Genomic DNA, 23,000 nt, shown 5'->3' on the forward strand with positions numbered 1-23,000 from the left:
TTTTTTCCTTTTCGTATTTTACTGTTTTCGAATATTATTTTAGTGGCTAAAAAAATTAACGAAAAACACGAGTGGCTTCAAATCAATGAAGAAGGTTTAACTATCTTCAAAGATATTCTTAGCTCTTTAATTGCCTTCCATGAAATGCTCCATGGTAAAATTCAGAGTTCAGAAGAAAACTGGATATTCAAGTTAAGAGTAGTCGAGTCCGATTCACCAGTAATAGCTATAAAAAGGTTCGGAGACTACGAATACTTAGTTTTCGCCAAAATAAAAGATAAGTATAATTCCTGGATCCACATTGATGGAATACAAATGGAAAGACTCGAATTAGAAAGGACCGGAGTGCTAAATCATGATGTTTTCAATATCCTCAATATGACTGACATCTATACAAAACATTGCGATCCCTATGCTGGAGAGATTCCTGAAGATGTTTAAATCTACTCATAGAAACATAAGGGTATTGTAGGTTGGATCTATTAAAACTCTATAGGGGGAGTAGATGACTAGTATTTTTATTATAAAATTTAATCAACATCTACTCCCCCTTACGTCTTATAGAGGTTTTGGAAACTTAAAAATATAAGTTCTCTTATTAGGAGTCATTTCTCTTCCTAAGCTTCTTAGTCATTCCACATCCTGGAACTCCCATACAAGCCCAAAAAGGACCATATTTCCCACTCCTAGCTTCCATTCTTAACTTACATTTGCAAATAGGTCCGAGTTTAATCTTCTGACCTTTATCATTTGTCTTTCGTTTACCCCAGGGAATTTCTGATTCACTTGTTTTATCAATCAGATAGTATTTTGTGCTAGTAAGCTCATTTGTTTTATAAACTGAAGTTCCGCATTTTTTACAAGGCACGTCTACAATCTGAAGTTGACGACTACCTGAATTATCTTTGCAGAGATCAAACTCCGCATGACAATATGGACAAATTAAATTAGCCATTTCTGATTTCCTCCTAATTTGTTTAATTAGTGGAAACAGTTCTGAAATGTTTCTAATAGAGTTGGAATAAATGAGCCAATGAGTTCCCTTCTTAATCTACATTCATTTCTTCTGAATTACTGAAATCTCCTACTAATTCCTTAGAGAAAAAATCTATGGAATTCAAACATATTACACCTATTAAAGACTCTCCTAAAGAAGTCAGAGAACGACTCATCATTTCCAAAAAAGTAAAAGATGAAATCAAAAAAGCCAACGAGAAGAGTAAACCTCCGAAAGATCCTGAAACAATTTTACAAGATATAATTCGCGGAAGTAAAGAAGGTATTATAACAGAGCTTACTCAACGCATTAAGCTTTTCTTAGTTCGTTTTTCCCCTGTTCACCTATTCCAAATACCTTTTCAAGTTTTCGTCGCCATATCTTCAACTGATGATTTTGGTCAGCAAGTTACATACATCCGAACTCTCGACGAAGACGACTTCAAACCAGAAACCATTTCAATACAGTCACAAGGAGAATAAATCTATGTCTATAAAATCTAATGTAATCTACTTATTATCCCTTTATCCTAAATCCGAACAAAAGGATCCAAACTTCTCATTAACTGAAAATAGACTTTCAGAAGAAACGCTTAAAAAACTGTATCAGGCTTTCTCTGAACCTACAACAGAGGAAGAGTATAGAAATAGAGCCCTCTTTCTCGTTATGCAGGAGTTAGGTTTACTTGCTATGGAAATAGTTTCTCTAAGGCTCTCAGATGTCTCTAAAGAGCACTCAGAGCAGTCTTACATTTGTTATATGGGAAAATGCGGGAAACAGAAATCATCAGCCCTAAGCGAGACTTCTTTAAACGCTGTAAAAGAATATCACGAGAAGTTTAAAATCGAATCCGACTATTTCTTTGTAAGCCGTCCAAGAAAAAACCAAAAGGAGAGAAGAAATCTTACTACTAGAGGATTGCAATTGATTGTAAACTCTTGGAATGTTCGAACTCTTTCTGGAAAACTCATACACCCTCAAAGCTTGCGAAATACTGTAGGTCAAAGACTATTGACCGGGACCTACCCCTAAATGATCCCGGCCAACAATCATTCTAATTCCTTATAAACATAATTGCATTTACTTACTTCAGTACCTTAGCTCAATGGAGAACTCAGGACCAACTAACTCTTTACCTAGCTTTTCAATTACATTTAGGTTGGAGTTGAAACTTTCTAAAGGATCCACTAACCCTCTAGTCAAGTATTTGATAAACATTTTCAGTTTCTGTAAGTTTTTTTCATATTCCACAAACATTTCCACAGTATCCCGGTGACATCCAGGACGATGGCTTTCATAATTGTCAGGATATTTCATGGAGACTGCTCTTCTCCAAACAGACCCCATCTCCTTTTCAATTATATCTAAGTTTTCTAATATCTTTAGAAGTGGATGCACAAAGCCTAAAGAGTTAAAGAACACTTTTGCATTTTTATTCATCACTTTTTTAAGATTGTCTTCATTCAATGTCTCAAGAGAAATTTTACCAAGTGCGTCCTTAACACTTTGTGCATTTTCTAAAACTACATTAAACTCTACTTGGTATTTTTTTTGGGCCTTTTTTTTCCAATGAGTATCATCTTTTTCCCAGAAGTCTTCCATAATTCTACGGACTTTTCCACCATTGATCAAATCTTCTGTTTCTTCAAGCTTATAGAATGCTCCATTATAGTTTCCAATTAACCACAATTGTAATTGGAAAAGTTCGTTATCATCACCTTCAACATTGACAAGTTGTATTAGATGAAGCTTTTCAATTTCCATGTTTTCGAAGGTACGTATTGCACATCCCTTTTGGCCTGCGAGTTCCGAATCAAATTTCATTAGAAAATGATACTCATCATCTAAACTATCTCCAGGAAGTGCAAGTCCACTAAACAATTGTGCCAGAGGATAAGTTAAATAAACTTTTCTACCACTGACTTGAACTTCAATTTTAGAATGCTCAGGAATATCTTTGTCTTCAATAGATATTTTTTCCAGGCTAAGCTTCTCAACGTCTTCTATAGGAAACGAGAAAGTAATTTTCTCTATCCCAATGTTTACTCCACTTGGGCGTGAGAGACAGTAGCCTTCTACCAACCCCCAATCATTCGATTCAATAAGTTCCATTATAGGAACCTCCTTAAATTTTAGTACCCAGTTCAAACTCTGGATTTTCAGGATTTGCTCCTTTCAATTTCCAGTGCTCGAACTTGGGCCTGCTTAATTAGTAGAAAATTTTCCAGATTGTTTCCGGTTTCCGACCAGGGTCCAAAATACATTTTCAATTTATGGTTCTCCATTTATAGTTTTCACTTTTTTCAAACCCTGTTCAGGACCCCGTTTTCCTTCCGGATTCCTTTTCTTTATAGTTAGTAATAAATTTTAAAAGTTTTCAGAAGTTTCTTGAGTAAGTGTCCAAATCAAAACTCAGGAATTTGAAAAATTAGGTTTTTAAAAGGTTATGTTCCAATCGAGTCCGAGATTTGCCTTATTATATGGTCAGTGGGTGTCTGGGTTTTCCGAAAGGGTTTCAAGAGCAGGGAAAGGGAATGTCTGGCTGACCCTATATAATAAGAAAAAATTCGGACGCTATTCTATTTAATTAATTAGTTTTTCTGCCGTTTTTAGCAAGTTTAAAGGCATTATGTCCCGTGAGTAGCGACTCACTATAAAAAACTACTAATGGATTATCAACGCGTCAATTCCGGTTTCATAAGCTGGAATAGTTTTTAAGACATAAGTTGGAAGTCCTGAGTAGTTCAGTAATCCACCGAGTGAAATAAGACATAAGAGCGTTGAAATTTATTTAGGACGCTTTTTATGACCTTCACCTCAACATTAGACCCCTATTCCTACTTGGGAATTGATACCGTTCATTTGTTCACCCCTAACAACAATTTGTCTTTCGATTCAGATATCGTAAAGTTCCGAACCTATGTTAAAGATGGGAAGAATATCGTAGAATACCGGACTAAATACATCAATATTAGGTTTAAAGAAATTACAGAAAGAAAAAGGGAGTATTGGTTCTATTTCTCCTTAGCTAAACTCTTTAGCGAAAGTAACCTCTACTCTGACTCTCCGTTGGGTCAGGAACATCTTCAAGAATTCCTTATCCAGAAGCTGGCTGATATAGGAATTACAATCAAAAACTGGAAGAAAGTTAAAATCGGTCGTCTGGATATATTCCAAAATGTAAAACTTTCCAGTAAGTATAGCGAATACATTCACCTATTGAAATTGCTGGATGTACCAAGAACAAGTATAGTATTAAAGAGTAATACAGTTTACCACGAAAACAAGTCTTGGGTTCTATGTGCATACGACAAACGTGAGCAATTAAAGCTGCCAGTCGGAGAAGACGAAATACTTAGGGTTGAATTAAGATTCCTGAAATCTCAAAAAATAAAGAATGTGTTTGGGACCAATCTTCTACTATCAGTATTTGATAAAATAGATGATGTGTTTGTTAAGTATATACAACAAGCCTTTGGATTTCTTGGACAAATACAATGTATGTCTGATATTATCCCTCTAGATTGTCAAAAGATTCAAGAAGCTCTTACCTTGTATTATTCTAAGACTAAGAAGAACAAGTTCTTGCAGACGACAGAGGATACATTAAATGTCATGAATATTCCATTTACCTCACCTAAGAAAACGTCTTCCAAACGAAAGCCTATAGTCGTCGGAAACAAAGAGGCAGTGCGGAAAACAAAACAGCGCAGTGCAAAAAAAGAAAAGCTACTTAAGCAGACTGGGGTATTGGCTTTAGATTTAATACAAGGCTATGGAGGGTTGGCTCAGGAACTAATAGAAGCTTTTTGGGATAAGAAAGTTAGGAAGTCAAATTTCCTTCTTTGAGAAAGCCCTTAATATAAATTAAGGCCTTAGTTAGATGTAGATAGGGGTAGTAAGGATTTATAGCCTGCTCTCCTATTCATATCTCCTAAATCGCCTTTGCCAACAACCAAAGATCGTTATTGAATGAGACTAGTCTATCTATGCTAGTTAGGCTCTTAATTTTCCTTTGTCCAACGGAAGGTATTATGTATCGACCAAGTCCCTTAATAAAGGTCTCTTGTATGCGATTAAGTACCTTCCAAGAATCAAAACCTTGGTCCTCAGGCCTTCTTACTCTAAGAACTGATCTTTCGATACTTTCCTGGTCTATGACAAAGTCGGCTCCGAATCGAAGACCTACTGCCTTCCTAACGAATAGCTTTACCTTATCCGGAGAAAGTTCTTTGGCTTTTAGAAACCTTATTTCTTCAATAAAATTATCAAATCCGTTCAATACTTGGTTAATCTTATTCTGAATCGGCTCTTGATTCTTTTTATAGTGACGAAAGACAGAGTGATCCCCTGCTCTTCCTATGTTTCGAACCATTAATTGGTTACTGCAAACAACTCGCATAAAGCCATAGAATAATTCGAGGGAGTTGGTTTGATCGTGAGAATTGCGAATTACTACATTTAGATTCCCTTCGTCTTCGATTCTATAGTCTTCGTGCTTTAGAATAACTAAGTGCTTTTGGAATCCTCTACGTGCATCAGTTCGCACATTCATTTCAGTAGCAGCCTGAACCTCCCATCCTTTGTCGAAAAAGTGTGAGAGGACATCAGAGGTATTTATTTGCATGTATCGTTCGCTTGGCTTGCCATAACTGGCATCCTTGAATACGGAAGGGACTCTTTCTTTTAACTCCTCAAGACTAATACTCATTTGAACTCCTAAGAACTAGGAGCCTTCATTCCCTTCTAACGTTTAAAAAAAAGTTTTTTTTCTGTAAACATAAAATTAAAACCGCATTTTCATTGCTAATCAACATTTAGAATGTCAAATTAATAATATATTAAGAAATCATTTATTATGGACAATGAACTAATCGCAAATTTTAGAACCTTCCAGGTCATCGGCCCACCCCCAGCAAATACAAAATGCGTGATATGTAAAAACTCTTTCACGAGCAAGAACTCACCATCATCAGAGCACCTGTTTCCTGAAAGTATCGGAGGAACGATAACTATTGATAAGCTATATTGCAAAAAATGTAATTCTAAGCTCGGCAATGAAGTGGATCGTGAATTATTTACTAATTTTCAATTTATATCTACTGTTCTGAACGTTAAAAGATCCACTAACAACCCATTACCGAATATGAAACTAAGGTCTCATAGTGGGAAAGAATTCGTTGTCAAACCCGGTGGGAGAATTGAATTGCATTCGTTAGTTGAAGATGAAATTCGAGATGGAAAAAGGAACTTAATCGTTCGGGCAAATACAGAAAAAGAGATTCTAAAAAAAGCTAAAGAAGTAAGTCAATCTTTGATGAATAAAGGGAAAACATTTAATATTTCCGAGTTTAAAAAATTAGACTCAACCTTGGTATATGAGGAGGAACTTAATAATTTTCGACTTGATTTCACAACTGGCAAACACAGCACGCTTTTATCAATTCTAAAGACTGCCTTTAGCTATGCCTTAAGTCTAAATATACCTTTAGAATTCATGGATCATATTCCTATGATTCTAAGGCGTGAGATAAAGCAAGGCAGCATTGTTATTCCTTACATTTATCCACCATTAACGCCCGATCCAATAGTAAAAGAAGATGTAAGTCATTCTATATTACTCATTGGCCTACCTGAGGAAAAAATATTATTTGCCGTTATAGAACTCTTTTCCAGCTTTAAATACTTTGTCCTTCTCAGTTCGCGATATGCCGGAACAAAATCGTCAGCGTATATAAGTCAAAATAGTATAACTGGAAGAAAGAATGATGTGCCGGAATTTTCATTATTGCTCGAAAAATATATACGACCTGAACAATTTACGCTAGAGGATTTGACAAAGGCTTTCGGGAGAGAATTCGGCTCTTTAAGAAGAATAATCGATAGAATCTTATATTCTCAGCATATAGGAAAGACTATGGATTTCGATTTTGGTCCCTTCAAAAAAGGAAATTTAGTAACCGAGAATGAAGTTGATTCGTTTTTAAAGAATAGGCCAGAACTTCATTCATCTGTTGAATTTCTTTAGCGGATAAATGAAGTAAGATTATGGCAAATGATAAGAAACATTCTAGCGATTTATTCGGAAATGTTAAACTTAATATAAACAATAAGTAATTTTAAATATGCATACCAGGTATTTGCTATTTTATTTCCAATTCCGTAGAAACCGTATCCTCCAAACAATCCTGTCAAGAATCGCTTATAATTATTCGATTCAATTTTAAAAAACTCTTGTATACACCAATCCATACCCATTGGTATTAACATTATTAAAAATATCCAATATGAGATTGAAAAATGCCAACTCCAAATTATTGATATAATAAATGTGATTTGCCCAAAGTAAACCCCAGTACATCGAGCACAGACCGGAAAAGGATGACCTTTATAAGAGAAGGATCTCTCTTCCCACTGATGACAGAAATAGGGAAAGTAAGAAAGAGACTCTCGGAGTGAATCCATTTTCTTCAATAGAACTCTTTCGATATGAGACCAGAGACTTCGAAGATTCATTTTACTTCTTATAGATTCGAGTCTTACTCTTACCCATACCGCAAAGCCCACACAGTAATCCAAACGGACCTAAGCAAATAAATCCGAAGCATGACCTTATCCATCCGAATCCTTTGGTTTTTGTTTCAATGATTAATTCTTCTTTATCTTCTTTCATTCAAGGGCATTCCTGAATTTATTGGTTTGGCGATTCAGCTAATTGAAATATACTTTTGGGATAATACTGGATCTTCTTAACTTCCAACTTAAGTAACTTCGCCTTGTAATTTCCACCTTTCAAATTATCTAAAGCCTCCCTACAGTCCTTAATATTTGCCGGAGTTAATTCTTCCTTATTTCTCACATATCTCCTATTGTAGTAAACGCAATCAATAGGTCTTTCTAAATAGAAAAATCCTTTTACTTCACGAATAATTAGAAATACACCCACTCCATTTAATATTTCTTCTGCTTGGTCCAACGAATTTGGTTTAAATTTTATGATTTCATCGGGCCATTTAATATCTCTATAAAATGGAACAATCGAAAAATTACCTCCGTTGGATGTTCTTGATTGTTGAATCTCGAATTGCAGATAATCATTTAACTCTATGGTCTGACCTTTGCGATTATATTCCTTTTTAAACTCACTTGGAGAAGCCCAAGAAACTATGTATTTAGTTTTCGCTAAATTATTATAATAATCCTTTTTTCGCAGGAACTGTATTTCACTAATTGATTTTTGCCATGCTCCATCATACTTATTTGAAATATTAGGATTTTCATAGGGATTGAAGACGGAAAGTAAGTAGTCAGTATTCTTTAATAATTCCTCTTCAAGAAAATAAGTATCTGATCCTTTTATTAAGTTTGATTTTTCAACAAAGTTTCTTTGAAGATTTTTAATAAGCATCTTCATGTAAGGGATATCCCCCAAAGCAGTAGGAGTATTATTTTTCCCACATAGAGCGTAAAATAATTCCCTGAAAATTAGATACTCTTCTTCCGATTCTATCGACGAACTATTTCGAGCTATTTTAACAGGTATTGCTAATAGCTTACCTTCCAAATCTATAGAGTATACCGATCTTTCATCGGAATCAAATCCTCTAAAATCGGCTGTTCCAAATACTGAGCAGTGCTCATTCCGATAATTTTGCTTATAATTATCATTCAAATTTTTCCATCGATCTACGATTTCTTTCTCTGATTTCAAATTAACGGAAGTACAACTTAAATTTAATAATATTATTACATTAACTATAACTAATATACTTTTCATTATTACCCTCTTTTCGAAACTGACAAACTTCTTCCAAAAATAAAAGAAAAGCTTTTTTTCTAATATATCGGATTAGCAGGTTTTAGGTGACATTGAAGCATTGCCATGAATCCAGGAGACCTAATAAGATAACCCCAGGTTTGAATCTCACTGATGCAACCATCTACATCTGATTTATAATAGTAATCTCCGGAATTGATACCGACTAAGCTTGAAGCCTGAGCATTCAAGATCGCATTACTAGCGGTCAGAACTGAAGGATCGTAGGACGCGGCAACGGCAACATAGGTATTTACTGCATCTTGGATCCTCTGCTTTACTTCAGATCCTTTTTGTCGGTCATCAGCTAACCCTGCTTCATTGAGAAGGCTGCAGGAAAAAGAAAGAAAAAAAATTAGAAACAATTTCGCATCCAATAGGAATCGAAGCATAGAAACACTCAATTAACGATATTTTTACCCACATTAGAATGTGGCTTTTATTTTCGTCAAGAAGACCCACATTAAAATGTGGCTATATTTGAAATTTTTACTTATTTTCTATTTTTTCAAGCCGCCCACATTTCGCACTGTAGGTATGATTCTGATCCAACCCACATAATAATGTGTGTGGATTCAGACGAATTTAAGAAAAGACTCGGTAAAAGAATTAAGAAGCTTAGACTCGCTGCCGGATTAACACAGGAGGACATGGACGAAGGTGATTTTGCCGTCCATTTCAGAACGATTCAAGAAATCGAAAATGGTCGGACTAATCCGAATGTGAATACTTTATTTCGGATTTCAAAAAGACTGAAGGTGAAGCCCAAGGATCTTTTTGATATTTAAGAAAAGTGGAGCTGACGGGATTCGAACCCGCATGCAGGGTTTTAATGAATGCACAAATTTTCACTCCTGCATTTATTAAGAACCTCGCTTTTCCATTAAGCTACAGCCCCTTCTTTATTTAAATTTTTATTTTTCTTTAAACTGTCAAGCATTTTCTTAAAGATGAGTTTCACAAATTAGATCAATTTATTTCTTAATCTATCCAGCTTTATTTGTTTGATAATCATTATCCTTGTAGAGTGATTATCGAGCAGTTGTCAAAAACCGGCAGCATAAACTATATACAATAAAACATTGATATTTGAATCAAAATCGTAACCTAATTTCATCAAGCGATATAATTTACGTAATAGATTCACTTAACGGTATTCCGTAAATATAATGTTGCAGATGGTCAGGCCAATTCTTTCCTAAGTTTTTATTTAGCAGAGTTAATAGCGCCGAATAATCAATAAGTTCTATTTGTGGATTGTACTTCTCAAAATCTTTCGCTTCTGCAGTAAAGGACGAAGTTGTAACCAAGATTCCTTTATTAGCTCGTTCACTATGAACAACTCCAAGGAGTTCTCTAATTTCTTTTACAGAAATAGGCTTTTTGTATTTCTTACATTGAATTAGATTTTTTGTTTTCACCCCTTTTTCAATGATCTCTGCAAATATATCTATTCCGCCGTCATGAGTTCTTTTGGTAGCCTGTGTTTCATAACCCATTAACGAGTAAAGTTTAGCAATTATGATTTCAAATCCTTCTGGCGACAAATTAGTTAAATGATCACTCGAGTGAGAGACGTTAATATATCGGGCTGTAACTATCGATGTCGCATCACTGATACCCCGAATGGCACTATCCGGCAGACTCATTGACTGAGATTCAAAATATAGCCCTATTGCGGAAAGAGCTTTAGCAGGATAATTAGGAAGAAAGTCTAAAACCCATGTAAGCCCTTCACGCGCATTTTTTATATCTTCGGATATTCTGAAATAAAGTTCCCTCGAATTAATTAATTCTTCCTGTCCTTCTTTTGAAAAAGAATATAAATATCGAGAAAGATCTTCGTCATAACTAAAATATCCATTGTTTATTAAAAAGCACCGAAGAACGGCTCTAATTTCTGATTCAGTCCAACTTTGAATCTTTTCTAAAAATTCATTTTTTATATCTGACGATGGAAAGTAATTATTCGGTGTCATCAAAGGGCTACGAACTTTAATAAAGTCAAACCACAAGTTGAAGGGTAAATCTTTTGCTGGTATAAACTTTGTCATATTAAATTTTCACTTCAGATCGCTGTATCCTCTACATAAAGATTCCATCATGTATTTTACCTTTAAAATATCGCTCAATATTAAAAAATATGAGACCTATATTTGAACTTAACTGATCCCGTCAAGATTTCGCTATACGAATATTATAAATACTAAAATCCAGACTATTATCAAAGAAAATGCGCGAAATTATTTTTTCGTTATAAATGTCTTCCATTCACAAAGCTGTATATTCTTAATTAATAGATCAATTATCGGATTAATCGCGTCAGGATATTCTTTAGTCATTTTCTCCGCAAAAAACCTACCGGCCAAAGGTTTGCTTGGAGTTCCATAGAATTTCGTAGACTCACTCTTGATAGTTTTGTAGTTTTCCGAAGCTTTGTGAAATACTGTTTCAAAATCCTTTTCCCATACGGCCATCTGTTGGCTAATTGTTGTTTCTGGAAAAAAATATTCAGATTCGGCGTAGGGCACACCTATAAATGTAAAAAGTTCTTTATTACGTTTTGATTTGTGCTTTATGTCTTCGACCTGATTCGTTGGTATTGAAGACAGATCAAAATCCGGCTTATCACCATCAAATATTACATAGCATGGTATTTTAAACTCATTAAAGAGTATAAACAAGTATGATATGGTATCAACTGATCCAGCCGAAATTATTGAAATGCGATTTGTATCTAAATCAAAGCCCTTATTTTTAAGATAGATTGGTAATGAATATTTCTCGGTCTCCCCCTCAATTATTATTACTTTCTTTGCAAAGAATCCTTCGTTCTTAGATTCATCACAAATATGATAAAATCGATGGCGTAAACTTTTCGCATCTATGCCTTCTTTGCCGTAACGATTCTTATAAAAATTAAGGAGAGAATCTACAGAAAATTCATACACATTTGTTCGAAGCTTAGTATTCTCATATTTCTCCTTCCTAAAAAGACGTATCTCATCGAAGTTTTCTACTTTTACAAAATAGCTATCATGAGTTGTATAAATTATCTGAGTACCACTTTCAGAAAAATCTCTAAAAAAATTATATGCAGATCTTTTCACATGCGAATGTAAATATATTTCTGGCTCTTCGATACCAATAATAATATCATCAGAAGCTCCCGCAGCCTGTTTGAATTGATGATAAGTTCGTAGTAAAGCAAAGATTGCAAGCCTTTGCATTCCGTGCCCTTTATAAATAAGTTCCGAATTGAATCCGTCATCACCATATAATTTTGGTAAAATTAAATCCTCAATCGCTGGGGGAGCAAATTTTAAATTTAGCAAACAGTCAATATCTATCCCAAGATTACTGTTTAGTGATCTATTAATTTCATCAATTCTTGATGCCCCGCCGGACGTATCTATTTTGCCTATTATTGTATCAATGAATTCTTTTGTTTGTTTATCTATTTCATCCTTAAGCTCTTTTCCTATTTGATTAGTTAAAAATGAAATAATGGATCCAAAGGGCGATGTTTTGGTAAGTTTTAAATCATCTTGCAAATTTTTCAGAGCCGGTATCAAAAAATATCTAGGAAGATTTCCTTTTAGAATTCCTCTCCAACCTAGGATTTTATCGTCGCCTGTGATTTTTCTTTTTGGAATGCTTCCTGAGTTCCACAATTCCTTGATCTTATTATGATATTCTTCAGGAGAAGGCTGCTTATTTGAAAAAAAAGACTTAATATCATTCCCGTTGATATGAAGATCCATCTTCCACCATTTTGACAAATTAGTTTTCGTTGGCGGTTTATCGATGCAGTTTAACCATTCATAATCTTCTGGAACTGTCCATTTCGAACCATGCTTTGATTCGTATATATTTAATTCATCGGAAGGAATTTCATCTTCATCAGATTCTTCTCCATCTAAACTTTCGGACAAATTGACTATTTTCTGCGTTATAGTTAAAGACTCATTATCATCCGCAAGGTGAAGCTTAAAGCGATCCTTTTCTATTGCTGTTAATTGAAACAGCGTAACTTCAATCTCGATTTGCTTTGTAGTGTCTTCATGATGAAAACTTTCTTTTTTAATCTTTCCTTTACTAAAATTAAAAAAAATATCTATCGCTTCAAGAACGTTTGATTTTCCAGAACTATTTTCACCCACCAATCCTGTTAATGCCTGAAATGTTATGTATACCCCATTGGAATCAAAAGTTTTAAAATTCTTCACCGAAATGGATTTAATTTTCATTTTTATTCCCTATTATCGATTAACTAAAGCGCAAAATCAAGACCAGCCGAAAGTCAAAATGAATCTCTCTCCGAATAATCCTGCAGCTTCCTTTTCATTCGACTCCCATATTTATTCCAAAAAATACTTTTCTTTTTAATGTGTCTAACGTTTTGTTTCCTTAAAAAACAAAAAAGTAATACACATGCAAACCTCTTTAAAATATCCAGAAATTGACTCTTCCGGACAATCCTTCACTCCTACTCGGCCTTGGCTTGAATTCGGAATATTTAATACTCGTAATCCGAACCGAGGACCACCTTTCCTCCAATCCAGAGCCGCCCTCCCTCGAAGAAATATTAGAAAAACAGAAAATAGAAATCTTTCTCCAACACCTTTACCCAAACACTACAACCCAGCTCTCAACACTGACTACTTCACTGGAATAACAAAGAAGATCCTAAATGACTTCTACCCAAAGAAGTGTCCAACTCCTGAGTGTAAGAGTAGAATATTAGACAAAGAGATCTCTACAAGACTCGATCTAATTAGATGTCCTCAATGTAGGTATCTAACCTCAAGACTAAGCTACACTCCCCTTCACCATTTCAAACTACCAATATGGATGTTCGGATATGTCCTTTATGAATCTATAATACAATACCCAAAGGTAGTAACAGCGACAGAACTAAGTAAGAAGTTAAGAATAGGATATAATGCCGCAAGCTTACTCAAGAGAAGATTCCAGCTATTCGCTTCTGACCAACTTCCAAAGTATAAGCAACTCACTTACGAAGCGTTGAGTGATCAGTTCAAGGACTTCCTACTACCTCCGAATGAAAATAGAGACATCACCAAGATCATGTCAAAGCGGCCATACGTATGCGTAGACACTGCTGTATTGTATTCTGCAGGTGAGAGAGCAAGCCAAGGAAGGAAAAGATACAGCCACAGAGGACAAACCTCTTCTATATACCTTTCAGAAAAGCTTGGTGGTAAACAAATAGGAACTCTTGTCCAGACTATAGCAATCAAGCAAGGACCAGTATTCTTTTCATCAGTCCCAAACCAGAAAGCAGAAACTCTGGGACCTTTAATTAGAGAACACTTACCAACGACCACTCCCTTATTCACAGACCAAGGATACCCATGGCTTTGGGGAATATATAGAAACCACAGGTCCGTAAATCATAGTGCAAGATCAAAGGACAATAGGTTTAGGTTTGCTCGCAATAGATGGAGTAAGAATGGAGTCCATAACCAAGTAGCAGAAGGAAACCATAGAGTCCTTAAGACTGCCTTTGCTTCTTACGGATACATAAAGCCAAAGTATTCGCAAGCATATCTGAATGAGTTCAGCTTCATTAAGAATGCGAATGTATTCGGACTCGATATACTAGTTGAAGGTGATGATTCTTGTTTGAGTAGGGATCGTTCTCCTTCGGAAAAGAAAACGCCCGGGAACGGAGCGGTTGCGATTCGAAGGAAAGGATCACTACTCGAACAGTATTCGCATCTTCTTACTAAAAATATAATGCTGTAGGAAGACCATATCATCCGGGTTAGAATCAAAAAAGTTCACGCCTAATTGATATTTCCCATCTGCAATCTCCAAGAATCGGACCACTTCTCCCCTTAGAACCAAATTTCTTTCCGAAATTGGAATGAACATTTTAATAATATTATGCTTTTTTAAATAATTAAAAGTTCTTTCATCTTCTATTTCGAATAAAAGGCCGTTCATACTAATGTCCAGGATCCGAGTGACGGCCTCTTCATTTCTAAAGTTTTCTTGGCGGATATACACCTTTGTCAGAGCGTAGGTGAGAATATCCCCTAATTCTTCTATATACAATGCCTGTTGCTGGACGATAGAGAATTTATCCATCGCAGTGGAGAATACCTTCACATAGCCGATCGGGTCATTAAACAAACGAATAGGGGTAACTATATAAGAAATCAAAAAATTACGAACTTCTTCTTTTTGAAGTTCTCTGAAAAACTCATCTGCCTTTGCCTGTCCTCTCGCTTGGATCAAACTCAGATATTCATCCCTAAAATTATTCAAATAAGGATCCGCTTCTTCCCCGATATAACTCTTAATTAATGAACAATCCGAGACGTATACGGAACGATTGTATTTTTTAATAAAATCTCCGAAAAATCCTCCATCTTTTCCGGGACCGAAAAATACGATCTCATAATCCTTTGAAATCCCTAGAATATATTCAGTAACCATCAAGTTGATCAATTTTAGGCTTGGATTATCCTTCTTAATCTCCTTCATAAGATGGAAAAATCTTTGTTCTACGCTAAGATTTTTTCCGAGTTCTCTTTCTCCTCCACTCAGGGAGCGATAGAGGATTACATAATTCATAAAAAGGTCGTCTACTGCGACCCTTAGGTTTTTACGGAATGCAGCCGCCTGTAACTCGGAAGGAATTTTGACTCGGACATGATCTTCCCAAAAATCCAGAAGTACTACTTCGAATTGATAGAGTATATTCAAGATTTCGAAACTGATTTTTGCTCTAAGTATACCTTTGGGCTGAAGATAAGGAACATAAAGAACAAGAGTGTCCTCACTCACTTCTTCCACTACGGAGGTAAGCTTCTCCCCTTCGTAATCGAAAGGGAATTCTCTTTGATCCGCTTTCAAACTATAGAATAGGTGTTTAACCAAATTGATATCGGAACCGATGATTGTTTCTCCAAACATCGTTTCTAAAATCGTAATCAGTTCCTGGAGTGTATCCGATCTTCCTACAGCCATGACGGTCCGGGTAAAATTTTCCCTTATCTTTATTTTCGACTTCGGGACTTTAGGAATCCAGTGCCGTCTCTCGGAATTCGGAGCTTTCTTCTTTTTTTCGAAAATGAGACATATACGAGTATTTTCCGGAAGGAAATTGTTCAGGGGATTTTTATGCTTTTGCCGAAAAATAAACCATGGCAGAGAACAAGTCCGAACTGAATCCAGAACTTTTCGATATGATGCGTCGGGGACAACTTTCCGCGAATAAGATCCTTAACTTGATTTCACTTAGAGATCTTGTGGATAAATTCGCTTCCAAGCCGTTTTTGGAAGAGGAAAAACTCCAGGAAATTAAAGAACGCACTGGAGTGGAACCGGACATTCTTACTTGGGGTGATTATTTCCAAACTGAGATCGCTTCCCGTTATTTTAATAAAACTGATTCTGAATTTTCCAAGATCGTAGATACGATTCGTTTCGATCTCATTTCATCTCATCTCATTTTTTCAGATAAACCTGACTACTTTGTAGACTCTGTTAGAGGCCAGGCCCTCGTTTCTAAATCCATCGATAGTTCTTTTTGGACTTTGGAAGATGAAGAGAATGTTCATTTAGAAATTCTATTAGATTATTACGACCAAATGGGCATTGGCGAAAAGCCTCTTACCGTTTCGGATAGAGTTTGGTACGAAAGTTTCGAATTAAAACAGGAAGCTGTTTAATGGCATTAGTTGATTCAGAAACAGTAGAACTTTCTTCCGACTCAAGAATCGAAATTCTTTATCTGAACAACCCGGAAACTAAAAACTCCATGACTGTTCCCATGGGTCTGGAGTTCCAAGCCCATATTGAAAAATTAAAAAAGAACCCGCCTAGAGCTGTTGTGATCACCGGAAAGAATGATATCTTCTCTGCTGGTGGCAATTTCGAATTATTAAAATCTTTCGCCGAGAAGTCTTTCGAAACGAACAAAAAAGAAATGTTCGAATTTTATAATCTATTCTTAAGCGTTAGGGATCTGAATGTTCCTGTGATTTGTGCTGCGAACGGTCATGCGATAGGCGCAGGCCTTTCCATCACTCTTGCTTGCGATCTAAGAGTTTTTGCGGATGAGGGAAAATACCAATTCAATTTTGTGAAATTGGGAATCCATCCCGGAATGGGATCCAGCTATCTGACAAAAGAATTGTTCGGGATGGAAACTGCAAATAGACTTCTATTCTTAGCGGAAACTGTAAGTGGGAAGGAAGCTCTTTCTTTAGGAATTTGTTATGATTCCGTTCCGAAAGCGGAAGTTCTACAAAGAGCAACTGAGATCGCAATTTCTTTGAGTGAAAGTGCTCCTATGGCACTTAGCGAATTGAAAAAGAATATTTACGATCGTGAGAAGTTAAACGCTGCTTTACGTAAAGAAGCGGAGTCCCAGGCTCTAAATTTCCTTTCACAGGATTTCCGAGAAACTATTCGGTCGATTGAAGAAAAGAGAAAGCCGGTATTTCGCGGACTATAAGAACCTATCTATCGGCTCTTGCAGCCCGAAAAAGAATGTTTGTTGATGGCCTTGGTTTTAGGACCGGACTATAATTTTATAAGTTCTTTAATAACGGTTTTAATTCCAGAAGGATCTGTTCTTCCGGAATAGCAAGATCCAGCTTATCTACTTTTTTAGGGATCCTTCCGGAAGAAACATCATCTCCCAATGCCTTGATCTTAGTTAAGATCGTTTGGTCCGTACAATTGGAGATAGAAATGATATTAGGGACTTCTTTTCCCCAGGAAAATTTTAGTCCCGGCGAATCTACAAAGAAAGATTCAGTGATCCCGTCTCCTTCTTTATCTATCATCGTATAAACTGTGGAATCTCCAGTAATAACTGTGACCTTCTTACCCTTTAAAAAACGATCCACTTTGATCCGGGTATTTGTCATGTCCCGATTCCAAATATAATAATACAATTTATCTATCTGAGAATCTATCAGTCGGTCCACTGCGGTCTTAAAAAGTTGTCCGTATTTTTTTCCGACTTCTTCTTCTCCTTTCATAAGACCGTCTACTTCTCTTGGAGTGGTGGAATGTAGATAAAAATCAGGAGCTCCGTTGGAATGATTCGTATAGAATATCTGTTCTTTTCGATCTCCCGGATAAGGATTCGAATCAACAGATGTATTATGCAAAAAGCCTAATAGGAATTTTTTTCTTTCCTGTGTTTTGGATTTCAATTCTTCGAATCTGGTTCTAAGTGAACTTGTCTTAGGAGAATCTTTTCCATAGATACGTTCGGTTCTTACGTATTCAGCATGGGCAGCCTTCTCCGCCGCGTAAGACTTCAGAAGTTCATCATCATATTTTAATAGAAGATCGAATTCTTTATTCTTCTCTTCCGGCTCGGAAGAAGGTCCTGCAGTAGTAGTCGATTTACTTGTTTCCGCCTGGTTTGGTTCCGTTTTAGAAGAAGGTTTGGTTCTTTCCGATTCGGGTAATTTATAATATTCCTGTTCCAGATCTTTTAATCTGGTGAATTTATAAATTTTATTTAAGTAGTCCTTTTCCTTCTCCTTTACCTGGGCAGGATCATCGAATCCGTCCTTTAAAAGAGTTAGTTGCCCTCTATCAATGATGAGTAATGTAGATTCTGAAGTATCGCGGTTCAAATTCCTTTCCGGAAGAGCCTTACCTTCTTTATCCACCAATTGAATATAATGAAATGCTACACGGTCCGTTCTGAAATCATTGATGTTTGTTACATCGGGAGAATTTTGCAGATCTGGAGCTGCGGATAATATGACCCCGGAGATCAAAAGTATAAAAACGACTAAGGTTGTACGTTTAGATCCGGACATGACCTTAATACTATCGGCTTTGAAAAGGGCCAAAACAACCCTTTCGTCCAGTTAATTTACGCGGAAAGTTTCGAAATCTTAAGGTTGTCTAGTATGAGAAGAAGAAAGCAAATAGCTTAAACCGGGCAGATCTCCCGCTTCTCCACCTAACTTGTATTCGATCCGATTTAGATCAGGATAGTTTTCGAATAAGGTTTTTTCTACCGCTAAGAATGCAGAAGACAATAAGACCAATTTTTTACGCTCTATCTCCGCGGATTTTTGTTCCTCGGTCATTTGGCTTGCATAAGTGTAATCGATCCTGAACTTCATATCGGAAAGTAGGCTTTCTAATGTGGATTTTCTCAGATCCAAGATCAATAGATCTCCTCTTTTCCAGATGGAGATCACGGAGTCTTGTAGGTTCGGAAGTTTTTTCAGATTCCTAAATTGAGCGGAAGCATTCGGAACTGTCGGATCGAAATAACTGGATTCTCCCGCTTCTCCCACTAATGTTATAACATCATGTCTGAAATCTTCTCCAGTTAAGAGAACTTTTCTTTTTACAGGAAAGACCTCGCCTTCTCCATCTGAACCGTATATTACGATTTCCTTTCTAGGATCTAGATTGGGTAGATCGTATAAGGTAAATGGTACGAGCAGTTTTAACGGATTTTTTCCTGCGAGAATGAAACCTGTAAGGAATAATAATACGATGATCCAAGAATAGGTTAAGAATAAAATCCTTTTGGATTCCTTGGAATCGGCGGCTCTCGTGGCCAGCTCGAAAATCCAAGTATAGAAGGTATCCAAATGAGTGAGGAAGCGATTCCAAATCTCTTTAATCTTTTGCAAGTTCATACGCTCTCACACCTTCTAATATACTTTTAGCCAATTTCACTTGGTGAGTTTTATCGGCCAATACCTCTGATTCTTTGTTATGGGTGAGGTAACCCATTTCAACCAGAATGGCAGGCATCAAACTTCCCCTTAATACGGAAAAGTCCGCCTTCTTCACTCCTCTAGACAATATCTTTGGACCAAGGTTTTTTTTCATCTCGGATTCGACACTTCTGGCAAGAAGACGGCTTCTTCTTTGGATCATGGAGGACATCATTCCTGCCTGGATCTTCCCGTAGGAGGTCCCGCCCTTTTTACCCGAAATCCCATTTTCGAATAATGAGACTTCTCTTGCCGTTTCCGTGCTAGGAGTTTGGGACAAATAATAGACTTCGAATCCGTTCACATCCGAAGAGATAGAAGCATTACAATGTAAACTCACGAATAAAACCGAGCCGCCCTTTTGGATCTCCCGATTCGCGATCTCAGACCTTCTTTCCAATTCAATAAATGAATCATTGGACCTGGTCAGGATCACTCGGACTTCAGGATAGATCTTATTCAGGAATTTTTTCAGGAAACGAGCCACCTGCAAAGAGACCAATTTCTCTTGGGTTCCTTTATCTGAAGAAGTCCCCGGGTCTTTCCCACCATGTCCCGCATCCACTATGATCGCTGAAAGTTTTAATCTTTCCGCTTTAGGCAATAGATCGAAGACAAGTTCGTCTTCTTTAAATTCATAACTTACGTCCCCGGGTAATAAGCGTACAAAGATGGCTTCAACCAGATCAGGAGGAAGTAAAAAGTCCTTATCTTTATAGACTACAGGTAAATTCGTTTTTTCTAAACTACCGTTGATCGCATAAAAGGAGGCTCCGATCCGAAAACGGATCTCTCCTGAAGCGTGGAAAATAGAACCTACTAATGTGGCGGACTCGAATTTGGATTGTAGTCCGGGGATCTTTTTACGGATCTCCTCGAAAGAAACATATCCGTTCTTGCCGATCGCCTGTATCCTTGACTCGGCAAAAACGGGTCCGCTAAAAAGTAAAAGGAATCCTAACCCCCAAAGAAGGATTTGATCTTTATCCAAATTGATCCCTTCTTCTTGTCTGAGGACCTTTTAGAATCGTTTATATCGAATAGGTTCCGCTTGCTCTTATCGTAATTCGATTTCTGTTTTTTATTCTCTTGATTTTTGTGATTAGGAGAATGTTGCTTTTGGAAATCTGGACGTTGTTTTCCTTTCTTCTGATTCTGATTTTTCTGGTTTCTATCTTTACGAGCACCGTTAGAACCGAATACACTGTCCGCTTTTTGTAAAAACTCTTGGGCTTCTTGGATAGCAGCTTCCGGTCTCTTTTTGTGTCCGCCGTTTGGCTTGCCCGGTTTTGAATCTCTGTTGAAATCTTTTTTACGATCTCCGGATTCTCTGTTCCAGTTTTTCTCGCCTCTTTCCCTTTGGTTCCCGTTACGTTGGAATTCCCCTCTTGGTTTTTTAGGGCCTCTATCTCTTCCTTGGTTTCGATTTCCATTTCTTTCGACAGGAGCATTATCGAATGCATCTCCTCCCACAAAAGCTTGGAATTCCCCTACAGGGAAAGTAAGTGCTTCTTCATGAACTGGGAGGACTTCTATCTTTTGTTTCAGATATTTTTCTATCTTCTCCAATTCAACATAATCGGATTCAGAGCAGAAGCTGATGGACTTACCCATTCTTCCCGCTCTTGCTGTCCTTCCGATCCTATGTACATAGTTCTCCGTGTCCTGAGGAAGATCGAAATTGAAAACTACTTCGATATTCTCCACGTCTATACCGCGGCTAGCAACGTCTGTCGCGACCATAAACTTGAACTTTCCGGATTTAAAATCCCTCATCAATCTCAGTCTTTTTTTCTGATCTAAATCGGAAGAAATCCCTGTAATAGGAATTCCAAATCTTCTGAGAGAATTTACTATTTTAGGAATATTCGCTTTAAAATTTGTGAATATAATTCCTTGTCCTTCCAGTTCTTCGGCAAGGATGGAATTCACCATATAAGGTAACTTCTCCTCTCTTCCCAAGTGAACCAGTTTTTGATCTATCCTTTCCGTGATTAGCTTGTCCGGATTGATCTGGATCTCCACAGGCTCGTTCATAAAACGATATGCAAGGCGCATAACTTCGACCGAGAGAGTTGCGGAGAAAAGTAAAGTTTGTTTTCTATTCTTACATTTATGAAGAAGCCAACGTATATCGTAAATAAAACCCATGTCCAACATACGATCCGCTTCGTCCAAAATGAAGAACTCCACCTTTTCCAGGTCGGCGCTTCCACTTCTTGCGAGATCGATTAATCTTCCTGGAGTTGCAACGATAAGACCGTTGAGTCCGTTCAGATCTCTGTTTTGGATTTTATAATCCGTTCCACCAATGATAGGGACCACTCTATGGTCCGTATGTTTTAGTAGTTTTTCGGCTTCTTCAGAAATTTGGATCACTAACTCTCTAGTAGGAGCAAGGATCAAAGTGCTAACACCTTGTATTCCCCTTGTCAGAATAGAGTGAATGGTGGGAACCAAGAATGCCACCGTCTTACCGGTTCCCGTTTGGGCTAAACCGGTTACGTCCTTTCCTTCCATTCCGGGAGGGATTGCTTTTTCTTGTATCGGGGTGAGCTCAGTAAAGCCTGCTTCTTGGATTGCTTTTTGCAGGTTTGGCTCTAGATTTAATTCTTCGAATTTCATATTTTTTTAATCGCGATTGAGTGGAATGTGTCGGCGTAGCAGGAGAGGTTTGCGAAGCGAACAAAGAGCCGATGCGTCAGGTATTTGCCTTTCCATCCCTTATCTCTATTAGGGTGGTATGACATAGGTTTCTTATATACCGTGACGAGACCGTACATTTTCAACATTTTTTTCAGAGAATCGGGTGAGTAATCCCAAAAATGGTCCGACGGATGAGTACGAAACCATTCTTCAGGGTTCGTTTGAAAAGAAGGTCCGTTCAAAGAAGGAAGACCTAAGAATAATAGCCCGCCCGGCTTTAACAATTTATTGATCCTCTCGAAAACAAGCTCCGCATTCGGAAAATGTTCTATTACAAAAAACGCACAGACCGCATCGAAAGTTTCTTTAGGAAAAAGTGAATCATCTAAGAAAGAACCGGAAATCACATCCAAACCTAATTTATCTCTGGAGTATTCCGCTTCGCTGGAAGAAAGTTCTAGGCCTTTAACCTTATACCCTTTCTTCTCCGCTTCTGATAAGAAGAAGCCTGCAGCAGATCCGATCTCGAAAAGAGTTTTTCCTTTTGGATCTTGAAAGGTGTTCATCATTTCTAAACGTGTCTTAGCTAAATTTCTAAGCTGAGGTTCGTCCTCGTAGTAGGTCTTTTTGTACTGATTCTTGTATTCTTCCTGAAAATAGGAATCTTCGTAATCCCTTTCCTTTGCCAATTTATAGAAATGGACCCCCGTGCGACGGCATACCATATAGGCTTCCGGATATTCTGGGTGGGGTTCCAATTCGAGTATTGAGGACATGCTTGCCTACAAGAAGCTTG

Annotated in this window: 23 protein-coding genes; 9 read left to right on the forward strand and 14 right to left on the reverse strand. The window is 37.0% G+C overall.

Going from position 1 to position 23,000, the window contains the following annotated elements; genetic code table 11:
• Positions 1-42: 42 nt before the first annotated feature.
• A complete protein-coding gene (locus CH365_RS07535; RefSeq protein WP_100767979.1) occupies positions 43-441 on the forward strand; it encodes an LIC_13246 family protein in 399 nt (132 codons plus the stop codon).
• Positions 442-598: 157 nt separating this feature from the next.
• On the opposite strand, the gene CH365_RS07540 is transcribed toward CH365_RS07535, so the two are convergent.
• Positions 599-955 carry a hypothetical protein gene (locus CH365_RS07540; protein WP_100767980.1) on the reverse strand — a complete coding sequence of 119 codons (357 nt, stop codon included), beginning with the start codon at positions 953-955 and terminating at the stop codon, positions 599-601.
• Positions 956-1,110: 155 nt separating this feature from the next.
• Here CH365_RS07540 and CH365_RS07545 point away from each other — a divergent pair, with 155 nt between their 5' ends.
• Together CH365_RS07545 and CH365_RS07550 are read left to right on the forward strand one after the other, a co-directional pair.
• Entirely contained in the window at positions 1,111-1,479 is a 369-nt protein-coding gene (locus tag CH365_RS07545) for a hypothetical protein (RefSeq protein ID WP_100767981.1), read from the forward strand.
• 4 nt (positions 1,480-1,483) lie between these two features.
• Complete coding sequence (locus tag CH365_RS07550) at positions 1,484-2,029, forward strand: tyrosine-type recombinase/integrase (protein WP_100767982.1); 546 nt, start codon at positions 1,484-1,486, stop codon at positions 2,027-2,029.
• A gap of 57 nt (positions 2,030-2,086) precedes the next feature.
• On the opposite strand, the gene CH365_RS07555 is transcribed toward CH365_RS07550, so the two are convergent.
• Entirely contained in the window at positions 2,087-3,109 is a 1,023-nt protein-coding gene (locus CH365_RS07555; protein WP_100768268.1) for a hypothetical protein, read from the reverse strand.
• Positions 3,110-3,802: 693 nt separating this feature from the next.
• Between CH365_RS07555 and CH365_RS07560 the strand changes: the two genes are divergently transcribed.
• Positions 3,803-4,846, forward strand: a complete 1,044-nt coding sequence (locus tag CH365_RS07560) for a phage/plasmid replication domain-containing protein (protein ID WP_100767983.1) — start codon at positions 3,803-3,805, stop codon at positions 4,844-4,846.
• Positions 4,847-4,931: 85 nt separating this feature from the next.
• On the opposite strand, the gene CH365_RS07565 is transcribed toward CH365_RS07560, so the two are convergent.
• Complete coding sequence (locus CH365_RS07565) at positions 4,932-5,708, reverse strand: DUF932 domain-containing protein (protein WP_100767984.1); 777 nt, start codon at positions 5,706-5,708, stop codon at positions 4,932-4,934.
• Positions 5,709-5,855: 147 nt separating this feature from the next.
• Here CH365_RS07565 and CH365_RS07570 point away from each other — a divergent pair, with 147 nt between their 5' ends.
• Positions 5,856-7,025 carry an HNH endonuclease gene (locus tag CH365_RS07570; RefSeq protein ID WP_100767985.1) on the forward strand — a complete coding sequence of 390 codons (1,170 nt, stop codon included), beginning with the start codon at positions 5,856-5,858 and terminating at the stop codon, positions 7,023-7,025.
• A 50-nt stretch (positions 7,026-7,075) separates the two neighbouring features.
• On the opposite strand, the gene CH365_RS20155 is transcribed toward CH365_RS07570, so the two are convergent.
• The 3 genes from CH365_RS20155 to CH365_RS07585 all read right to left on the reverse strand — a co-directional run bounded on the left by CH365_RS20155 (position 7,076) and on the right by CH365_RS07585 (position 9,205).
• Positions 7,076-7,513, reverse strand: coding sequence for a DUF2085 domain-containing protein (locus tag CH365_RS20155; protein ID WP_425268544.1), 438 nt, complete (start codon positions 7,511-7,513; stop codon positions 7,076-7,078).
• 175 nt (positions 7,514-7,688) lie between these two features.
• Positions 7,689-8,774, reverse strand: a complete 1,086-nt coding sequence (locus tag CH365_RS07580) for a hypothetical protein (RefSeq protein ID WP_100767986.1) — start codon at positions 8,772-8,774, stop codon at positions 7,689-7,691.
• Positions 8,775-8,833: 59 nt separating this feature from the next.
• Positions 8,834-9,205 (reverse strand): TIGR04452 family lipoprotein, encoded by a 372-nt coding sequence (locus tag CH365_RS07585; protein WP_100767987.1) that lies wholly within the window; start codon positions 9,203-9,205, stop codon positions 8,834-8,836.
• 177 nt (positions 9,206-9,382) lie between these two features.
• On the opposite strand from CH365_RS07585, the gene CH365_RS07590 reads away from it, so the two are divergent.
• A complete protein-coding gene (locus CH365_RS07590) occupies positions 9,383-9,601 on the forward strand; it encodes a helix-turn-helix domain-containing protein (RefSeq protein ID WP_100768270.1) in 219 nt (72 codons plus the stop codon).
• Positions 9,602-9,943: 342 nt separating this feature from the next.
• On the opposite strand, the gene CH365_RS07595 is transcribed toward CH365_RS07590, so the two are convergent.
• Both CH365_RS07595 and CH365_RS07600 read right to left on the reverse strand, forming a co-directional pair.
• Positions 9,944-10,867 carry a restriction endonuclease gene (locus CH365_RS07595; protein WP_100767988.1) on the reverse strand — a complete coding sequence of 308 codons (924 nt, stop codon included), beginning with the start codon at positions 10,865-10,867 and terminating at the stop codon, positions 9,944-9,946.
• A 189-nt stretch (positions 10,868-11,056) separates the two neighbouring features.
• Positions 11,057-13,063 (reverse strand): ATP-dependent nuclease, encoded by a 2,007-nt coding sequence (locus CH365_RS07600; RefSeq protein WP_100767989.1) that lies wholly within the window; start codon positions 13,061-13,063, stop codon positions 11,057-11,059.
• A 184-nt stretch (positions 13,064-13,247) separates the two neighbouring features.
• On the opposite strand from CH365_RS07600, the gene CH365_RS07610 reads away from it, so the two are divergent.
• The gene (locus CH365_RS07610; protein ID WP_244283045.1) at positions 13,248-14,585 is read left to right on the forward strand and encodes a transposase; all 1,338 of its coding nucleotides are present in this window, start codon (positions 13,248-13,250) and stop codon (positions 14,583-14,585) included.
• Here CH365_RS07610 and CH365_RS07615 read toward each other — a convergent pair.
• A complete protein-coding gene (locus tag CH365_RS07615) occupies positions 14,538-15,815 on the reverse strand; it encodes a PilZ domain-containing protein (RefSeq protein WP_100767992.1) in 1,278 nt (425 codons plus the stop codon). The genes CH365_RS07610 and CH365_RS07615 overlap by 48 nt on opposite strands.
• A 176-nt stretch (positions 15,816-15,991) precedes the next feature.
• Here CH365_RS07615 and CH365_RS07620 point away from each other — a divergent pair, with 176 nt between their 5' ends.
• Positions 15,992-16,519 carry a hypothetical protein gene (locus CH365_RS07620; RefSeq protein WP_100767993.1) on the forward strand — a complete coding sequence of 176 codons (528 nt, stop codon included), beginning with the start codon at positions 15,992-15,994 and terminating at the stop codon, positions 16,517-16,519.
• The gene (locus CH365_RS07625; protein ID WP_100767994.1) at positions 16,519-17,307 is read left to right on the forward strand and encodes an enoyl-CoA hydratase/isomerase family protein; all 789 of its coding nucleotides are present in this window, start codon (positions 16,519-16,521) and stop codon (positions 17,305-17,307) included. The genes CH365_RS07620 and CH365_RS07625 overlap by 1 nt, the downstream gene beginning before the upstream one ends.
• Positions 17,308-17,383: 76 nt before the next feature.
• On the opposite strand, the gene CH365_RS07630 is transcribed toward CH365_RS07625, so the two are convergent.
• From CH365_RS07630 to CH365_RS07650, 5 genes are all read right to left on the reverse strand, one after another.
• Complete coding sequence (locus tag CH365_RS07630; protein WP_100767995.1) at positions 17,384-18,637, reverse strand: hypothetical protein; 1,254 nt, start codon at positions 18,635-18,637, stop codon at positions 17,384-17,386.
• 78 nt (positions 18,638-18,715) lie between these two features.
• Positions 18,716-19,477 (reverse strand): LIC_10740 family protein, encoded by a 762-nt coding sequence (locus tag CH365_RS07635; RefSeq protein ID WP_100767996.1) that lies wholly within the window; start codon positions 19,475-19,477, stop codon positions 18,716-18,718.
• On the reverse strand, positions 19,458-20,549 hold the full coding sequence (locus CH365_RS07640) for an N-acetylmuramoyl-L-alanine amidase family protein (RefSeq protein ID WP_100767997.1): 1,092 nt from the start codon (positions 20,547-20,549) through the stop codon (positions 19,458-19,460). Before CH365_RS07640 ends, CH365_RS07635 begins: the two co-directional genes overlap by 20 nt.
• Complete coding sequence (locus CH365_RS07645; protein WP_100767998.1) at positions 20,516-22,183, reverse strand: DEAD/DEAH box helicase; 1,668 nt, start codon at positions 22,181-22,183, stop codon at positions 20,516-20,518. Before CH365_RS07645 ends, CH365_RS07640 begins: the two co-directional genes overlap by 34 nt.
• Positions 22,180-22,980: a class I SAM-dependent methyltransferase gene (locus CH365_RS07650; RefSeq protein ID WP_100767999.1), complete on the reverse strand. Its 801-nt coding sequence runs from the start codon at positions 22,978-22,980 to the stop codon at positions 22,180-22,182. Before CH365_RS07650 ends, CH365_RS07645 begins: the two co-directional genes overlap by 4 nt.
• Between the last annotated feature and the right edge of the window lie 20 nt (positions 22,981-23,000).

Origin of the sequence: Leptospira neocaledonica (genome assembly GCF_002812205.1) — a bacterium.
Taxonomy (GTDB): domain Bacteria; phylum Spirochaetota; class Leptospiria; order Leptospirales; family Leptospiraceae; genus Leptospira_B; species Leptospira_B neocaledonica.